The organism is Halomonas sp. B23F22_10 (genome assembly GCF_043496975.1).
Lineage (GTDB): Bacteria > Pseudomonadota > Gammaproteobacteria > Pseudomonadales > Halomonadaceae > Halomonas > Halomonas smyrnensis.
Window position 1 is genome coordinate 188,716 of the sequence record NZ_JBIEKF010000004.1, and the last position, 17,235, is coordinate 205,950.

Below are 17,235 nucleotides of genomic sequence, written 5' to 3' on the forward strand. Positions count from 1 at the left end.
GGTATCCCGTCGGGGGGCGTTGCTTTGGTAAGCTAGCGCCACCCGGCCTCGCGCGACGAGGCCCTCGCTATCGATCGAGAACCAGACATTCCCATGACCCAGCCCGACCCCGCGATTCAGGACGAGGCGGCGCGTCTGCGCGCCGAGCTCGAGGACGCCAACTATCGCTACTACGTGCTCGACGAGCCGCGCATGACCGACGCCGACTACGATCGTCGGCTGCGCCGCCTGCAGGAGATCGAGGCCGAGCATCCCGAACTGGTGACGCCGGACTCGCCGACCCAGCGGGTCGGTGCCGCGCCCGCGGAGGGCTTTCCCGAGATCTCGCACGCGGTGCCGATGCTGTCGCTGGACAACGCCTTCGACGAGGACGAGCTTTCGGCCTTCGCCAGGCGGGTCGCCGATCGCCTGGAGACCGACCCCGACAGCCTGGCCTTCTGCTGCGAGCCCAAGCTCGACGGCGCCGCCGTGTCGCTGGTCTATGAGAACGGCGAGCTTTCCGCCGGCGTGACCCGGGGCGACGGCCGCTCCGGCGAGGGCATCACCTCCAACCTGCGGACCCTGAGGTCGGTCCCGCTGAAGCTGCGCGGCGAGGCCGGGCCCGAGCTGCTCGAGGTGCGCGGCGAGGTCACCATGCGCCACGACGCCTTCGAGGCCATGAACGAGCGGGCCCGCGCCGAGGACACCAAGGTCTTCGCCAACCCGCGCAACGCCGCCGCCGGCAGCCTGCGCCAGCTCGACCCGCGCGTCACCGCGACCCGCCCGCTGGAGTTCAGCGCCTACCAGGTGGCGCGCATCGAGCCCGATGCCGGTGATGCCAGCCACAGCCAGCTGATGGCACGCCTCGCCGGGCTCGGCTTTCGCACCAGCGCCGAGCTCGAGGTGGTGCAGGGCGCGGCGGGCATCATCGACTACTGCCGCCGCCTCGGCGAGAAGCGCGATGGCCTCGGTTACGACATCGACGGCGCGGTGATCAAGGTCGACGACCTGCGCCTGCAACGCGAGCTGGGCTTCGTGGCCCGGGCGCCGCGCTGGGCGATCGCCTTCAAGTTCCCCGCCCAGGAGCAGATCACGCGGCTCAACGACGTCGAGTTCCAGGTCGGCCGCACCGGCGCCATCACCCCGGTGGCGCGCCTGGCGCCGGTCTCGGTGGCCGGCGTCACGGTCTCCAACGCCACCCTGCACAACGCCGACGAGATCGCGCGCCTCGGGGTGATGATCGGCGACACCGTGGCCGTGCGCCGGGCCGGCGACGTCATTCCCCAGGTGGTGCGCGTCCAGCTCGACGAGCGCCCCGAGGACGCCCGCGAGATCGTCTTCCCCGAGCGCTGCCCGGTGTGCGATTCGCAGGTCGAGCGCCTCGAGGACGAGGCCGTGGCGCGCTGCTCGGGCGGGCTCTACTGCGCCGCCCAGCGCAAGGAGGCGCTCAAGCACTTCGCCAGCCGCCGGGCGCTGGACATCGAGGGCCTCGGCGAGAAGCTGATCGACGGGCTGGTGGAGCGCGACTGGGTGAAGACGCCGGCGGACCTGTTCGGCCTCGAGGCCGAGCGCCTGGCCACGCTGCCGCGCATGGGAGAGAAGTCCTCCGAGAACCTGGTGGCGGCGCTGGAGAAGGCCAAGGCGACCACGCTTGCGCGCTTCATCTACGCGCTCGGTATCCGCGAGGTGGGCGAGGCCACCGCCGCCAACCTGGCGCGCCACTTCGGCACCCTCGAGGCGCTGATGGCTGCCGGTCGCGAGGCGCTGGAGGCGGTGGACGACGTCGGTCCCATCGTCGCCGCCCACGTGCACACCTTCTTCCAGCAGCCGCACAATCGCGAGACGATCCAGGCGCTGCTGGACGCCGGGCTGCACTGGGAGGAGGCCGAGGTCGAGGCCGGCCCCACGCCGCTGGAGGGCCAGACCTGGGTGCTCACCGGCACCATGGAGGCCATGACCCGCGACCAGGGCAAGGCGCGCCTGCAGGCGCTGGGGGCCAAGGTATCGGGCAGCGTGTCGAAGAAGACCGCCTGCCTGGTGGCCGGCGAGGCCGCCGGCAGCAAGCTGACCAAGGCCGAGCAGCTCGGCGTCGAGGTGATCGACGAGGCGACCTTCATCGAGCGCCTCGCGAGCTGGGAAAGCGGCCAGACACCACAGGACACGCAGGAGAACGACGCATGAGCGGAGACCGTTTCGTCGAAGTGCCCTATCGCATGCTGCCGGGGGAGACCCTGGACGGCCTGCTGGAGGCCTTCGTCACGCGCCAGGGCTACGACACCACCGACACCGGCGAGGGCATGAGCGGCTGGGTCGGCGAGCTGCGCCGCCAGCTGGAGCGCGGCGAGCTGATCATCGCCCATGACCTGCGCACCGAGACCACCGAGGTGATGACCCTGGCCCAGTGGCGGGCCTTCGGGCGGGATCTGGCCGACGATGAGGAAGAGGGCTAGGCCGGATAGACGCTGCCCGCGCTCGCCGACGTTTCGAACATGGCCTCGAAACAGAAACGGCGCCCCGAGGGGCGCCGTTTGCGTCGGTGGCGGGCTCGCCTCAGGCGAACAGCAGCGGCACGACGACGCTCGAGATCAGCAGGATCAAGGCGCCGCCCAGCCGCGAAGAGATCTGCGCGAACGGCATCAGCGACATGCGGCGCGCCGCGGACAGCACCGCCACGTCACCGGTGCCACCCATGTTGGCCATGCACAGGCCGGCGGTGATCGCCGACTCGATGGGGTAGAAGCCCACCAGCTTGCCGACCAGGCCGGCGCCGAAGGCCGCTCCGGCGACCACGGCGAACACGATCAGCACGTAGGTCACGGAGATGGCGTCGATCACCTGGCCGAGGTCGGTGTAGGCGATGCCGATGCCGAACAGCAGGGCGAAGGTCCAGTTGCGGGCGACGAACTGGAACCACTGGGCGGCCGATTCGTTGATCGATTCCGGCAGCACGTCGAGCACCTTGAGGGTCGCGACCAGCACGATCATCAGCGCGTAGGGGTGCAGCGGGATGACGGTGCCGAGGATCTGGCCGGCGGTGAACAGCATCAGGGCGGCGACGATGCCCACGCCCAGCTTGCCGAGGTCCAGAGTGTGCTCGGGCTCCTCGACGTCGACGCCGGGCATCATCTGGCCATTGCCGGTCAGCCCCGGGAAGCGCTTGCCCAGGCCGTTGAGCAGGCCGGCGATGATGATCGCGAAGACGTTGCCCAGCGCCAGGGCCGGCACCAGGATCGAGATATAGTAGCTGGCCGGCTGGCCCAGCAGCTGCTCGTAGATCTGGCTCATCGGCACCGCGCCGGCGCCCATGCCGCCGCCGAGGATCGGCATGGCGATGACGACCACCGCGTCCTGGGCGGAGAAGCCGAGCAGCGCGCCCATGGCCACGGCGAACAGGGAGGCGCCGAGCACCGCGCAGCACAGCGGCAGCGCGTAGCGCGAGCCGACCTTGATCAGCACCCTGGAGTCCATGCCGAGGATGCTGCCGGTGATCAGCGCGGCGATGTAGAAGTTGAGGAAGCCGCCGCCCTTCATGAAGGCGGTGACGTTGTCGACCACCGGGGCGGGCAGCCACTCCAGGTAGACCATCGCGGCCGCGCCGAAGATCGCCAGGATGGCGCCGCCGCCGAGGTAGGTCTTGACGACCGGCAGGCGGTCGCCGATGAAGCCCATCAGCTCGCCGAGCAGCATCATCACCAGCAGGGCGCCGATCATGCCGGTGGGCAGGCTGTCGGTGGCGATCGCCGCCGCCATCACCGCCAGGGCGAGGGCGAAGAACGGCAGCGGCATGCCGAAGATGCGCTGGGCGAGCCAGGCGCTGGGCGACGCGGACGGTGTCGCGACGGTGTCCGTCAGAGATTGACTCATGGGAGCTCACCTTGGGGAACGGCCTCGCGCGAGCCGCGCGGGACAGCGTTGTTCGAATCTCGCCCGGGCGGCTCGGTCGCCAGGACGCAGGGCTGGCGACGAGCATAGGCGCGCTATCTCTGGCGCCAAGCTTGCGCAAGTTGTTAAAGCGTTCTGAAACTATTGAAAACGACGGCCTTCTTGACGGCACACCGGCGCCGTGTAGGGAATGCCACCAAGGTCGAATCCCGGCCAACCATTCCCTTCGCCCGATGTCTCTGGAGCCCCCCGCCATGCCTCGTCTTCGTCTGCGCCTGAATACCTGGATCTCGCTGCTGGTCGCGGTGATGGTGGTGCTCTCGCTGGGGCTCGCCTTGTGGCTGTTCACCGTCCAGCTGCGCGATACCCTGGAGGAGGCCCAGGCCACTCGGGTCACCGATCTGGCGCGGACGCTCGCCGCCGATCCGGAGGTGCAGACGGCACTCCACGAACGCCTCGGGGCGCCCGTCGACGATGGCGCCCTGCAGGCGCGCATCGACGGCCTGAGGCGCGAGCTCGGCGTCGATTTCATCGTGGTGATGGATGCCGGCGCGATCCGCCTGACCCATCCGGACCCCGCGCGCATCGGCCGGTACTTCCAGGGCGGCGACGAGGGGCGGGCGCTGGCCGGCGAGACCTATCACTCCCGGGCCGTGGGCACCCTGGGCACCAGCATCCGCGGCTTCGCCCCGGTGACGGCCGGCGACGGCGAGGTGGTCGGTGCGGTCTCGGTGGGCGTGACCCTGACCTCGCTGGCGCCGCTGCTGGCCGACAACCGACGCGGCGTGATCCTCGGCGTGCTGGCGCTGATGATCATCGGTGGGCTGGCGGCGCGCTGGCTGTCACGCACCATCAAGCGCGTGCTGCTGGGCCTCGAACCGCACCAGATCGCGCGGCTGGTCGAGGAGCGTCAGGCGATGCTGGCGTCGGTGCACGAGGGCATCCTGGCGGTGGACCGGGAGGCGCGCATCACCCTGGTCAATCCGGCCGCCCGGCGGCTACTGGCCGAGGCCGGGCTGGGCGAGCCGACGCCGGGGGCGTCGGTGGTCGACTACCTGCCGCACAGCGGCCTGCCCGAGGTGCTGGATGGCGGCGAGCACGAGGGGCAGGCGCTCGACCGTGAGCTCGATCTCAACCTCAACGGCCAGGTGGTGCTCGCCAATCGCCTGCCGATCCGCCATCGCGGACGGACGATCGGCGCCATCGCCACCTTTCGCGACAAGAGCGAGGTCAACGCCCTGGCCGAGCAGCTCACCGGGGTCAGCCGCTACGCCGAGGCGCTGCGCGCCGCCACTCACGAGTTCAAGAACCAGCGTCACGTGATGCTGGGCTTGGCGCAGATGGGCGATCTCGATAGTCTGCGCGGCTACCTGGACGAACTGGCCGATCATCGCCTGGCGCCGGGCATGGCCGTGGTGGAAGACGTGGCCGATCCGGTGATGGCCGGCTTCCTGCTCGGCAAGCGCAGCGAGGCCCGGGAGCGGGGCGTGGGACTCGAGGTGCGTCTCGAGACGCCGATGCCCGAGCTCGGCGGGGCGACGCTGGCCCACACCCTGGTCACGGTGCTCGGCAACCTGCTGGAGAACGCCTTCGATGCGGTCGAGGGGCGCGACGAGCGGCGAGTGACGCTGACCGTCGAGGCGGACGAGGCGCTGGTCGCCCTGCACGTCCAGGACACCGGCGGCGGCATCGACCCGGACATCCGCGAGCGGGTGTTCGAGGCCGGCGTGTCCACCAAGGGCGAGCGGCGCGGCCTGGGGCTCGCCGCGGTGCGTGAGCGGGTCGAGGCCGCCGGCGGCCGCCTGGCGGTCTACAGCGAGGCGGGGCGTGGCACCCTGTTCGAGGTCGAACTGCCCCTCGGGCAGCAACACGAGAGCGATGCGGAAAGCGAATGATGGGCAAGAGTGGCGAGGGAGAGACATGATGCGCGTGCTGATCGTCGAGGATGACCCCATGGTCATGCGCCTCAACGTCGAGTACCTCAACCGGCTGGACGACATGCGGCTGGTCGCCCAGTGCGAGAGCGTGCCGGCGGCGCTGGAGGTGCTCGAGCGCGAAGACGTGGACCTGGTGCTGCTCGACGTCTACCTGCGCAACCGTAGCGGCCTGGAGGTGGCCCGCTACCTGCAGCGCAGCGGCCGCGACGCGGGGGTGGTGCTGATCACCGCCGCCTCGGAGCTCGACACGGTGCGCGAGGCGTGGCGGCTGGGCGTCAGCGACTACCTGGTCAAGCCGTTCGCCTTCGAGCGCTTCCGCGACGCCGTGCTGGCCTGTCGCCAGGCCCGCGATGCGCTGGCCGAGCTGCCCGGCGAGGTGGAACAGCGCGATATCGACAAGCTGTTCCAGCCCGTGACGCCGGCCACGCCACGCCGCCCGGGCGACCTGCCCAAGGGCCTGACCGTGCCGACGCTGGCCCGGGTGGCCGCGGCGATCCTGGCCCTGGACGAGGAAACCTTCAGCACCGAGGCGCTGCTGCCCGCCACCGCCATGTCGCGGGTCTCGGTGCGCAAGTACCTGAAGTATCTGGCCGAGGTCGAGCTGCTCGACGAGTCCTTCCACTACGGCCAGGTGGGTCGCCCGTCCTTCACCTACCGCTGCCTCGACCGGGGCGCGCTGCAGGCGCTGGCCGCCTCGGCCTGACGGTTCAGGCCGAGGTCCCGGCCAGGAAGACCTCCACGCAGCGGCGCGCGCGGGCCTCGCGCTGCGATGCATCGAGCGCCATCGGACGCCCGAGCAGGGCGTCGAAGTGCCACTCGCCGAGCAGCATGCCCATGAACAGGCCGGCCGCCTCGCGCGGGTCCTCGAGGGTCAGCCGGCCGCGTGCGACCTGGTCGGCCAGGTAGTCGGCCAGCGTCGCGCGGGTACGGTCGGGGCCGCGGGTCAGGAACAGTTCGCCGAGCTCGGGCACCCGCTCGGCCTCGAAGGCCAGCCCCCGCACCAGGCGGATCACGCCGGGCTGCAGCACCAGCGTCAGCATGCGCCGGCCGAGTTCGAACAGCACCTCTTCCGGGGCCTGACGGTCGCGCTGCCCGGCCTCCAGCACCTCCCAGGCGGTGGCGATGTGGCGCTCCATGGCCGCGGTGAACAGCCCCTCCTTGTTGCCGAACTGCTTGTACAGCGTGGCCAGCGAGCCGCCGGCCCGCGTCACCACCTCGTTGACGCTGGCCGCGGCATAGCCCTGCTCGAGGAAGACGTCGCGGGCGGCGTCGAGCAGCCGTTCGCGACGGGCCACGCCGCGTGGCGTGAGGGAGGTATCGGCGTTGTCGGGTGCGTGGCGGGACATCGTGACTCCGGAACGAGTGTCGGGGAGACGGGCGCATGGTATCGCAGCCGTGATGCACGGCGCTGGTGGTCATGTAGTGTAGCATTCATTACACTTGCGATTTGCCCACCCATCAGGAGGCGTCATGGCAGCCGAGGACAAGCAGGTCGCGAACGCCGGCGAGGCCGGCAGCGAGGGCGGCGGCGCGCGCCGCTCGCGGGGGCGGGTCGTGGCCGGGCTGGTAGCGCTCGTCGCGCTGGCGGCGCTGATCTGGTGGGCGATCGGCTGGTGGCAGGTCGGGCGCTTCGTCGAGGAGACCGATAACGCCTACGTGCGCACCGACAGCGTGGCGGTGCGCGCCGAGCTCTCGGCGCGGGTCGCCGAGGTGCTGGTGGACGACAACCAGCACGTCGAGCGGGGCGAGCTGCTGGTGCGCCTGGACGACGAGAGCCATCGGGATCGGGTGCATCAGGCCGAGGCCCAGCAGGCCGTGGCGGTGGCCTCGCTGACCCAGGCGCAACGTAAGGTAGAGCTGCAGCAGGCCGCCATCGACCAGGCCCGGGCGCAGCGCGACGCGGCCGAGGCCGACGTCGACCAGGCCCGCCAGCACCTCGAGCGCTCCTCGTCGCTGGCGGCCAGCCAGTACGGCTCCCGTCAGCAGCGCGAGGACGACCAGGCCGCGCTGCGCGTCGCCCGCGCCAATCTCGCCGAGAGCGAGGCGGCGCTGGTGTCGGCGCGTCGCCAGCTGGCGGTGGCGGAATCCGAGGTCGGTCAGGCCGAGGCCAACCGCGACGCCGCGGCCGCGGACCTCGCCTATGCCCGCCATCAGCTCGACAAGACCCTCCTGCGCGCGCCCCGCGCCGGCGTGGTCGGCAACCTCACCGTGGAGGCCGGCACCCTGGCGCAGCCGTCGCTGACGCTGCTGCAGCTGGTGCCGATCGAGTCGGCCTACGTGATCGCCAACTTCAAGGAGACGCAGCTTGCGCGGATGCGCGTCGGCCAGCCGGTCGAGGTGGGCCTCGACGCCTATCCGGACGTGACCTATGAGGGCGTGGTCGACAGCCTGGCGCCGGCCACCGGCACCGAGTTCAGCCTGCTGCCCCAGGACAACGCCACCGGCAACTTCAACAAGATCGTCCAGCGGGTGCCGGTGAAGATTCGCGTCGTCGGCCCCGAGGACGCGCTGCCGCGGCTGCGCGCCGGCCTCTCGGCGGTGCCCGGCGTCGATACCCGCGAGCTTGATCCCGAGCCTGCCCAGCGGGCTGAACGCGAGCCGCGAGTCGCCGATGCCAGCGAGGTGGCCCAGGCCGGGAGCGGCTCGTGAGCGAGGTGGCGGCCGGCGCCGAGGCGCGCCCCGATGACCTGCCGCCCTGGCCGCAGCGGATCGGCTTCATCGCCGCGGTGTTCGGCATGTTCATGGCGATCCTCGACATCCAGATCGTCGCCAGCTCGCTCAACGAGATCCAGTCGGGGCTCTCGGCCAGCGAGGACCAGATCTCCTGGGTGCAGACCTCCTACCTGATCGCCGAGATCGTGATGATCCCGCTGTCGGGCCTGCTGATGCGCATCCTCTCGACCCGGGTCGCCTTCACGCTCTCCTGCGCCGGCTTCACCCTGGCGAGCCTCGGCTGCGCGCTGGCGGGCTCCATCGAGCAGCTGATCGTGCTGCGCGCCATCCAGGGCTTCGCCGGCGGGGCGATGATCCCGATCACCCAGGCGGTGAGCTTCTCGATCTTCCCGCGCCGGGTGATGGGCAGCGTGCAGGCGGTGATCGGCATGGTGGTGACCATGGCGCCCTCGATCGGGCCCACGGTGGGCGGCTTCGTCACCGAGTCGCTGAGCTGGCACTGGCTGTTCCTGGCCAACGTGGTGCCCGGCGTGCTGGTGTGCTGGGCGGCCTGGACCTTCCTCGACATCGACCGCGCCAACCACGCGCTGGCGAAGCGCCTGGATTTGATCGGCCTGGTGCTGATCGCGGTGTTTCTGGGCTCGTTGGAGTTCGTGCTCGAGGAAGGGCCGGGCGACGACTGGTGGGCCAGCGACCTGATCCTGGCCATGTCGCTGATCTGCGCCGCGGCTGGGGTGTGGTTCTTCGCCCGCACGCTGCGAAGCGACCATCCGATCGTCGACCTGCGCGCCTTCGCCAACCGCAACTTCGCCATCGGCGCCGGCATGGGCTTCATCCTCGGCATCGCGCTCTACGGGCTGGTCTATCTGATGCCGCTGTTCTTCGGCTACGTGCGCCACTTCTCGAGCCTGCAGATCGGCCAGGTGATGTTCGTCACCGGGCTGACGATGTTCCTGTGCGCGCCGGTGGCCGGCCAGCTCTCCAACCACCTCGACCTGCGCGGGCTGCTGTTTCTCGGCCTGCTGCTGGTCGGCATCGGCACCATGATGAACGCCAACCTGACCGTGGAGTCGGGCTTCTGGCAGTTCTTCCTGCCCCAGGTGGTGCGCGGCATGGGGCTGATCCTGTGCATCATCCCGGCCTCGCGCATCGCGCTCGGCACCCTGCCGCCCGCCGAGGTGGGCAACGCCAGCGGGCTGTTCAACGTGATGCGCAACCTCGGCGGCGCCATCGGGCTGGCGCTGATCGACACCGTGCGCGACGTGCGCGAGGACTTCCACTGGAACCAGCTGATCCCGGCCATCGACACCGGTCGCGAGGTGGTGATCGCCGAGATCGCCCGCTACGAGGCGATGCTCGCCGGCTCGGTGCCCGATGCCCACCAGGCCGCGATCGGCATGCTGTCGCGGCGGGTGATGGAGCAGGCCCAGGTGCTGGCCTTCAACGACATCTTCCTGTGGATGGGCGCGATCTACCTGCTCAGCGTGCCGCTGGTGTTCCTGCTGCGGCGGATCGAGGCCTGAGGGGCGAATGACGGCGGCGAGCGTCTCGCCTCACAGGTGGTGGCGGGCGCTCTCGTCGCCGACGACCGACGGGTCGAAGGCCGGGCGGCTGAAGATGCGCCGCACCATGGGCGCGAAGTGCTCGAGCGACCGGGTCGGGTAGTCCGGATCGAAGGAGGCCTGATCCCAGCGCTCGCAGAAGTCGACGCAGCGCTGGTACCAGGGATGGCCCTCGTAGCGGTCCCGCTCCAGCGGGTCGCCGCCGAAGTGGTGGATGTAGTAGTAGTTCTGGAACAGCCCGTGGTGCTCGATGATCCAGGTCACCTCGGCCCGCACGTAGGGGCGGATGATCGAGGCGGCGTACTGGGAGTGGTTGTGGGGCGCCAGGTCGTCGCCGAGGTCGTGGATCAGCGCCGCCACGATCATCTCCTCGTCCTCGCCGTCGTCCTCGGCGCGGGTGGCGGACTGCAGCACGTGCTCGAGCCGCGAGACCCGGTAGCCTGAGAGGGTGTTCTCCAGCGCCTTGAGGGCCTCGAGGATGCGTTCGGGCAGCGCCTCGACGAAGCGTTCCTCGAGCTCGCCGAGCAGCTCGTAGTCGGCCTTGGTGCCGTCCTTCATCTGGGTGAACGATACGGTAGTCATGCGGCGGTCACGCTCTCGTTGGTCGCGGTGGCTTGTTGGGCGCGCTCCTGCTTGACGATCGCCCGGTAGTGGCCGGTGGGGCCGTCACGGTCGATGTAGCAGCCCTGCAGGTGGCGGAAGCCCTCGTTCTGGTCGTAGGAGGTGCGGCCGTGCAGCACCCGGTTGTTGTCGAACATCATCAGCTCGCCGTCGCCCAGCGGGAACTGGATCTCGTAGTCCGGGTGGGAGAACAGCTCGCCGAGGCGGCGGCGGGCGCGGTGAAACGCCTTGGTGCTGTGCTCGTCCATCAGCGGCAGGTAGTCCAGGCGCGGACTGTAGTGCACGCCGTCCATCTTGCCCATGGCATCGAGGTGGATCATCGGCCGGCGCTCGATCAGCTCGACCCCGTCGTCGATGAAGCGGAAGCGCACCGGCACGGTGGCCAGCAGGCGATAGCCCTCCGGGTCCTCGGCGCGCAGCCGCTCGGCGACGGCCAGGCTGTCGACCAGCGTCGACAGGCCTCCGGTGGTCTCGTTGGTCAGGCAGTGCAGCAGCTGGATACCGGGGACCGGGTCGCGATAGGGATTGTCGGTATGCGGCGCCAGCGGCACGCTGCGATAGGCCAGGTCGTTGGACTCGGGGCGCGAGCAGACCTCAAAGTACTTGCCGAAGTTGGTCGAGCGCACGTGGCCGAAGGTCTCGCCGACCTCGACCAGGCGCGCGCCGTCGGTGGGCACGTTCCTGAGGATGATCACCCCGTGGCGCAGGTAGGTCTCGAGCGCCTCGCGGAAGGCGTCGCGATCCGAGAGCGTCTGCCAGTCGCGGGTGATGGAGGCGAAGTCGATGTCGCTGGTCCAGGGCCGCGGGGTGGGCAGGCCGTCCTCGTGATCGAAGTCGTCGGCGAAGTGGCGCAGGTCATAGCGCCCGCTGTGGCCGTCGCTGAAGGTCAGCCGCGCCCAGTGGCCGCCGAGGTGCTCGGCCGCCACCAGGGTCAGCTCCGGGTCGAGCCGGTGCGGGTTGAACAGCCGCTGCTGGGTGGGGCCGTCGAGGCTCTCCGGTTCCTGGCAGCGCTCGCGAAGCCACAGGGCCGGCAGCTCGGTGCGGGTGCCGGAGGCATCGGTGGCGAAGACCTTGGCGGGGGATTCTTGGACGTGAAACATGGGGTCTGACATCATCTTGGCCCTGACGAAACGTGTGGGCCGGCATTCTACGCATCGGCCAGGCGCCAGGTAGGCGCGCCCATCTTATGCCTCCCATAGAGTTGCCTTATGGCCGACACCGACGACGCACTGCCCAGCCTCAAGGCGTTGATCGCCTTCGAAACCACCCTGCGCCTCGGCTCGCTGACCGCGGCGGCCAGGGCCCTGGGCGCCACCCAGCCGGCGATCTCCCAGCGCATCCGCGGCCTCGAGGGCCAGGTGGGGCTGGTGCTCTTCGAACGCAGCGGCGCCGGCCTGGCGCCGACCCGGGAGGCGCTGCGCTACTACGACGAGATCGCGCCGGCGCTCAAGCGCCTCACCGGCGCCACCCGCGAGCTGCGGGCGCGGGCGCGCTCGACCCGGCCCCGGGTGCTGATCGCCGCCAACTTCGGCTTCGCCCACCTGTGGCTGCTGCCCAGGCTCGCCCGGCTCGAGGCGGCCTTCCCCCGGGTGGACATCGAGGTGCTGGCGGTCGACCGGGACGATCAGGATCACCTGGCCGATATCGCCATCCACTGCGATCGCGAGAGCGAGCCGGGCGATCTCTTCACCCCCGAGGAGGTGTTTCCGGTCTGCAGCCCCGCCTTCGCCGCCGCGCACGGGATCGAGGCGGGGGATGGCCCGGAACGCTGGATGGCGCTGCCGCTGCTGCACATGGACGAGCGCAATTCGCGCTGGATCGACTGGCGCGAGTGGTGTGCGCTGGCGGGGGTGCCGTTCGAGGAAGAGGGGGCGGTGTTCCGCTACAACAACTATCCGCTGCTGATCAATGCGGCCCAGGCCGGCAAGGGCATCGCGCTTGGCTGGGATCTGCTGGTCGAGGAGGCGCTCGGAGACGGTAGCCTGATCCCGCTGGCGCCGCCGATCCGCCGCGAGAGCCACGGCTATATCCTGCGCACCCGCTATGCCCACAGCGCCCTGATCGGCGAGATCATTCGCTGGGTGACCGCGGAGATCGAGCGCCGCGAGCCGGCCTAGGCCGCACGCCTTGCCCTGGCGTGACCGCGGCGCCAGGCCGCGGCGGGCGCCACCGTGTCAGCGCCCCTGGCCCCTGATCAGGTCGCGGATCACGCGTCGCCCGGGATGCAGATGGTCGGCCAGCGGTGCCTCCAGCGGCAGCGGTTCGTCGCAGAGGCGCGAGGCGATCAGCTCGGCGGTGAGCGGCGCGCTGGAAAGGCCGCGGGAGCCATGGGCGGTGCTGATCCACAGCCCCGGGTGATGGCGGCCCGGCGTCGCCGGGATCCGGGTGGCGTCCTTGGCCATGGCGGCATAGTCGTGGCGCCAGGCCTCGGCGTCGGGCACCGGGCCGGCGTAGGGCGACTTGTCGGGGCTCGCCGCGCGCACCGCGGCGCGCCCGCCCAGCGCCGCCGGCGAGAGATCGGCGCCGGCCTCGGCCAGCGCGGCGGGATAGCCGGGCAGGGTGCGCTCGAGCTCCTCGAGGTTGAAGGCGTGATCGGCCTCGCGGGCGGTGGCGTCGGCGTCGTTGGGCGCGAAGCTGGCGCCGAAGGTCAGTTGGCCGTTCAGCGGCGGCATGGCGTAGCCGCCGGCGCACACCACCCGCGCCGGCGCGGGGGCGCCTGGCGGCAGCGTCAGCCGCGAGATCTGCCCGCGCACCGGCTGCAGGGGCAGGGCGGCGGTCTGATCGAAGCCGTTGGAGGCGGTCGCCGCGGCGATCACCACCTGATCGACCTCAAGCGTGTGCTCTTCGTTTTTACCCCCGCCATCGTCGCCTGACAGCGTCAGCCGCCAGCCGCCGTTCTCGTCGTCCCCCGCGATGGGCGAGAGCCCGCGCACCTCGCCCCGGACGGCGCTCACGCCGTCGCTCGCCGCCAGCCGGCGGCACAGCGCATCCGGACGCACCCAGCCGGCCAAGGGATAGTCGAGCCCGCCGTGGGATAGGCCGAGCCCGCCGTGGGGCAGCTCGAGCCCGGCGAGCCGGCCGGCTTCCTCGGCGTCGACGCCGCGCACCACGCTCGCCGGCAGCGGATGGTTGGCCAGGAAACGGGCCTGGCGGCGCGCCTCGCGCTCGCCGGTGGCCAGCTGCAGCACGCCGCCGGGCGACCACAGCGTCTGGTCCGGGTCCAGCGCCTCGAGCCAGCGTCGGGCATGCAGCAGCCCGGCCAGGTAGGCGCGGCTCTGCAGGTTGGTGTCGGCGGCGAGCTTCACGTAGAGCGCGCCCTGGGCGTTGCCCGAGGCGCCGGCGCCGGGGCCCTCGCGGTCGATCAGCGTCACCGCCACGCCGCGACGGGCCAGGGCGGCGGCCACGGTGGTGCCGGCGAGCCCGGCGCCGATCACCGCCACGCGGCGGGCCGGTCGGGCCGCGGGCGGCGTGAACCAGGGCGTGGCGCGGCGGCGTTCGTCCGCCGGGGGCGTCTCGATCTCGCCGGCCAGCATCTCGCGCTTGCGGCCGAAGCCCGGCACCTTGCGCCAGGCGAAGCCGGCGGCCCTGAGGCCGCGCTTGACCACCCCGGCGCAGGTGAAGGTGGCGAAGGTGGCGCCCGGGCGCGAGCGCGCGGCCATGGCGGCGAACAGCGCGTCGTGCCACATCTCGGGATTCTTCGACGGCGCGAAGCCGTCCAGGAACCAGGCGTCCACGGCGCCGTCGAGCAGCGCCAGGCGCTCGGTGGTGTCGCCGAAGTGCAGGTCCAGGGTCACGCGCCGGTCGAGCCACAGGCGATGCACGCCGGCCACCGGCTCCGGCCACTGGGCCACCAGCGCGGCGGCGCGCTCGGCCAGGTCCGGCCAGGCGGCGAGCGCCCGGGCCAGGTCATCGCGGTCGAGCGGAAACTTCTCGGTGGAGACCAGGTGGAGCCGGGCGCCGGCCGGGGCGTGGGCGTCGAAGCAGGCCCAGGCGCAGAGCATGTTGAGCCCGGTGCCGAAGCCGGTTTCGCCGATGACGAAGGGGCGCGTCGCCTGCCACTCCCGGAAGCGCTCGGGCAGGCGATTGGCGGCCAGGAAGACGTGCTCGGTCTCGGCGCGGCCGTCATGGCGCGAGAAATAGACGTCGTCGAAGGCGCTGGAGTGAGGGGCGCTCTCGCCGCTGTCGTCCTGGCGCCAGTCGAGGCGGGCACTCTCCAGGCCGGCCAGCGGCGGCAGATGATCGGGGGCGGCGGTCAAGATCGGCTCCGGACGTGAATCGGCTGGTCAAAAAATGATCGATTTCGCCGCGGCGCCTTTACGACCGGGCTGGCGCAAGGACTCCGCGGCGTTTCAACAATGTTATCCACAGAAGCTGTGGGGAAAGCCCCTGTTGACAAGTGGCTTCGCGGCCGTTTCCCGGGGACACAAAAAGCGAGCCGGCGACAGCTGCCGCCGGCTCGCTTCGTGGTCAAGGCGGTTCGCCCTAGGGCAGGGCTTTCTTGAAGGGCTTCACCGTCACCTGGGCGTAGACGCCGGCGATGATGTAGGGATCGGCGTCGGCCCAGGCCTGGGCGCTGTCCAGGTCGTCGAACTCGGCGACCACCAGGCTGCCGCTGAAGCCGGCTTCGCCCGGGTCTTCGCTGTCCATGGCGGGATGGGGACCGGCCAGTACCAGGCGGCCCTCGTCGCGCAGCTGCTCGAGGCGAGCCAGATGATCGGGGCGGGCGGCCAGGCGCCGTTCCAGGCTGTCGTTCACATCTTCACTGATGATGGCGTAGAGCATCTCGGAATATCCTCGGCTGAGCGGCTCGCGCCGCGGGAGCGAGTGGCTCGGTTGACCGGGGTGGGTCGGGCGAGCACCATGGGCGTCTATTCTGTCAAAGACACCTGCCCGCGTCATGCCGAACCCCGCACTTCCCGCGCGCTTCGAGGGAAGCGATGCCCTCACCATCGATCTGCACATGCATTCCACCGCCTCGGACGGCGCCCTGTCGCCCACCGATCTGGTGGCGCTGTGCGTCGAGCGCGGCCTCACCCATATCGCCCTGAGCGACCACGATACCGTGGCCGGCGTGGACGAGGCGGTGAGCGCCGGCGCGGACGCGGGGCTGGCCGTGCTGCCGGCCACCGAGCTCTCGACCCAGTGGCGCGGCATCAACCTGCACGTGGTGGGGCTGCTGCCCGAGGGCGCCAGCGGCGCGCTGGCCGATGGGCTCGTCGCCCAGGCCGAGGCCCGCGAGCGTCGCGCGGTGACCATCGCCGAGCGCATGGAGAAGATCGGCCTCGACGACGCCCTGGCCCGGGCCCGCGAGCAGGCCGGCTCCGACCGCCCGCTGGGGCGGCCGGATTTCGCCAAAGCCCTGGTCGCCGCGGGCCTGGTGCCGGACATGTCCACCGCCTTTGCCAGGCATCTGGGCAACGGCAAGGCCGGCGACATCAAGGCGCTGTGGCCGCATCTCGCCGAGGGCGTGCGCTGGATCCTCGAGTCCGGCGGGGTGGCGGTGCTGGCGCATCCGCTGCGCCACAAGCTGACGCGGCGCAAGCGCGGCCTGCTGCTGGACGATTTCCGCGAGGCCGGAGGACGCGCCGCCGAGCTGATCAGCGGCTTCCAGAATGCCGACGTCACCCGCGACCTGGCGCGCCAGCTGCACGAGCGCGACCTGATGGCCTCGCTGGGCAGCGACTTCCACTTCCCCGGCGGCCACCTGGCCCCGGGCAGCATGAGCCCGACGCCACGCACCTCGGTGGCGCCGGTCTGGACCCATCCGCGGCTGGCGGCCTGGATCGAGCGAGCGTCGGCCGCCGCCTGATCCGCCGTTTCGCCGTCCGATTTCCACGAGAACAGGGAGTGCCCATGAGCCAGTTCTTCCAGGTCCACCCGGACAATCCTCAGAAGCGCCTCGTCGACCAGGCGGTCGAGATCATCCGCAAGGGCGGCGTGATCGCCTATCCCACCGATTCCGGCTATGCCCTGGGCTGTCATCTGGGCGACAAGAAGGCCATCGAACGCATCAAGTGGCTGCGTTCGCTGGACGACAAGCACAACTTCACCCTGGTGTGCTCCGATCTTTCCGAGATCGGCACCTACGCCAAGGTCGACAACGCCGTCTTCCGGCTGCTCAAGGCCCATACTCCGGGGGCCTACACCTTCATCCTCAACGCCACCACCGAGGTGCCGCGCCTGCTGCTCCACCCCAAGCGGCGCTCGATCGGCGTGCGGGTGCCCGATCACCACATCACCCGGGCGCTGCTCGATGCCCTCGGCGAGCCGCTGATGAGCGTGACGCTGATTCCCGAGGGCGAGGAACTGCCGATGACCGACGCCGAGGAGATCCGCGACCGCTTCGGTGCGCATCTGTCGCTGGTGATCGACGGCGGCGCCTGCCACCTGGAGCCGACCAGCGTGATCGACCTGCGCGATCTGCCGCCCACCGTGGTGCGCGAGGGGCGTGGCGACGTCGCCCCCTTCCAGGACTGACCTTTCAGGACCGACCTTTCAGGACAGGGCAAGCCTCGCTGCCGCACTCGTACCGGCTCGGCCTTCTGGCCGAGCCGGTTTTTTATGGCCGCCGGTGCCGGGGG

15 protein-coding genes are annotated in these 17,235 nt (G+C 70.9%); 9 read left to right on the forward strand and 6 right to left on the reverse strand.

Annotation, left to right across the window (positions count from 1 at the left end):
• The first annotated feature begins 93 nt into the window (after positions 1-93).
• On the forward strand, positions 94-2,160 hold the full coding sequence (gene ligA / locus ACGTNF_RS10655) for an NAD-dependent DNA ligase LigA (RefSeq protein ID WP_394601697.1): 2,067 nt from the start codon (positions 94-96) through the stop codon (positions 2,158-2,160).
• The gene (locus ACGTNF_RS10660) at positions 2,157-2,429 is read left to right on the forward strand and encodes a YheU family protein (protein ID WP_016853531.1); all 273 of its coding nucleotides are present in this window, start codon (positions 2,157-2,159) and stop codon (positions 2,427-2,429) included. Before ligA ends, ACGTNF_RS10660 begins: the two co-directional genes overlap by 4 nt.
• A gap of 100 nt (positions 2,430-2,529) precedes the next feature.
• Here the strand turns inward: ACGTNF_RS10660 and ACGTNF_RS10665 are convergent, their stop codons facing one another.
• Complete coding sequence (locus ACGTNF_RS10665; protein ID WP_394601698.1) at positions 2,530-3,843, reverse strand: 2-hydroxycarboxylate transporter family protein; 1,314 nt, start codon at positions 3,841-3,843, stop codon at positions 2,530-2,532.
• A 272-nt stretch (positions 3,844-4,115) separates the two neighbouring features.
• On the opposite strand from ACGTNF_RS10665, the gene ACGTNF_RS10670 reads away from it, so the two are divergent.
• The gene (locus ACGTNF_RS10670; RefSeq protein ID WP_394601699.1) at positions 4,116-5,756 is read left to right on the forward strand and encodes an ATP-binding protein; all 1,641 of its coding nucleotides are present in this window, start codon (positions 4,116-4,118) and stop codon (positions 5,754-5,756) included.
• A gap of 25 nt (positions 5,757-5,781) precedes the next feature.
• Positions 5,782-6,501, forward strand: a complete 720-nt coding sequence (locus tag ACGTNF_RS10675) for a response regulator (protein ID WP_394601701.1) — start codon at positions 5,782-5,784, stop codon at positions 6,499-6,501.
• 4 nt (positions 6,502-6,505) lie between these two features.
• Here ACGTNF_RS10675 and ACGTNF_RS10680 read toward each other — a convergent pair whose 3' ends face one another.
• Positions 6,506-7,144: a TetR/AcrR family transcriptional regulator gene (locus ACGTNF_RS10680; RefSeq protein WP_394601702.1), complete on the reverse strand. Its 639-nt coding sequence runs from the start codon at positions 7,142-7,144 to the stop codon at positions 6,506-6,508.
• A gap of 124 nt (positions 7,145-7,268) precedes the next feature.
• On the opposite strand from ACGTNF_RS10680, the gene ACGTNF_RS10685 reads away from it, so the two are divergent.
• Both ACGTNF_RS10685 and ACGTNF_RS10690 read left to right on the forward strand, forming a co-directional pair.
• Positions 7,269-8,447 (forward strand): HlyD family secretion protein, encoded by a 1,179-nt coding sequence (locus tag ACGTNF_RS10685; protein ID WP_394601703.1) that lies wholly within the window; start codon positions 7,269-7,271, stop codon positions 8,445-8,447.
• Entirely contained in the window at positions 8,444-9,994 is a 1,551-nt protein-coding gene (locus tag ACGTNF_RS10690) for a DHA2 family efflux MFS transporter permease subunit (RefSeq protein ID WP_394601704.1), read from the forward strand. The genes ACGTNF_RS10685 and ACGTNF_RS10690 overlap by 4 nt, the downstream gene beginning before the upstream one ends.
• 30 nt (positions 9,995-10,024) lie before the next feature.
• Here ACGTNF_RS10690 and ACGTNF_RS10695 read toward each other — a convergent pair whose 3' ends face one another.
• Positions 10,025-10,615 (reverse strand): HD domain-containing protein, encoded by a 591-nt coding sequence (locus ACGTNF_RS10695; RefSeq protein ID WP_394601705.1) that lies wholly within the window; start codon positions 10,613-10,615, stop codon positions 10,025-10,027.
• Complete coding sequence (locus ACGTNF_RS10700) at positions 10,612-11,754, reverse strand: TauD/TfdA family dioxygenase (protein ID WP_394601706.1); 1,143 nt, start codon at positions 11,752-11,754, stop codon at positions 10,612-10,614. The genes ACGTNF_RS10695 and ACGTNF_RS10700 overlap by 4 nt, the downstream gene beginning before the upstream one ends.
• 108 nt (positions 11,755-11,862) lie before the next feature.
• Between ACGTNF_RS10700 and ACGTNF_RS10705 the strand changes: the two genes are divergently transcribed.
• Positions 11,863-12,771, forward strand: a complete 909-nt coding sequence (locus ACGTNF_RS10705) for a LysR substrate-binding domain-containing protein (protein ID WP_016853540.1) — start codon at positions 11,863-11,865, stop codon at positions 12,769-12,771.
• 57 nt (positions 12,772-12,828) lie between these two features.
• On the opposite strand, the gene mnmC is transcribed toward ACGTNF_RS10705, so the two are convergent.
• Both mnmC and ACGTNF_RS10715 read right to left on the reverse strand, forming a co-directional pair.
• Positions 12,829-14,910, reverse strand: a complete 2,082-nt coding sequence (mnmC, locus tag ACGTNF_RS10710) for a bifunctional tRNA (5-methylaminomethyl-2-thiouridine)(34)-methyltransferase MnmC2/FAD-dependent 5-carboxymethylaminomethyl-2-thiouridine(34) oxidoreductase MnmC1 (protein ID WP_394601707.1) — start codon at positions 14,908-14,910, stop codon at positions 12,829-12,831.
• A gap of 226 nt (positions 14,911-15,136) precedes the next feature.
• The gene (locus ACGTNF_RS10715; RefSeq protein ID WP_394601708.1) at positions 15,137-15,436 is read right to left on the reverse strand and encodes a YciI family protein; all 300 of its coding nucleotides are present in this window, start codon (positions 15,434-15,436) and stop codon (positions 15,137-15,139) included.
• Between the two features lie 115 nt (positions 15,437-15,551).
• Between ACGTNF_RS10715 and ACGTNF_RS10720 the strand changes: the two genes are divergently transcribed.
• Together ACGTNF_RS10720 and ACGTNF_RS10725 are read left to right on the forward strand one after the other, a co-directional pair.
• Positions 15,552-16,463, forward strand: coding sequence for a PHP domain-containing protein (locus ACGTNF_RS10720; protein ID WP_394601709.1), 912 nt, complete (start codon positions 15,552-15,554; stop codon positions 16,461-16,463).
• A 44-nt stretch (positions 16,464-16,507) separates the two neighbouring features.
• Positions 16,508-17,131 carry an L-threonylcarbamoyladenylate synthase gene (locus ACGTNF_RS10725; protein ID WP_394601710.1) on the forward strand — a complete coding sequence of 208 codons (624 nt, stop codon included), beginning with the start codon at positions 16,508-16,510 and terminating at the stop codon, positions 17,129-17,131.
• The last annotated feature ends 104 nt before the right edge of the window (positions 17,132-17,235 follow it).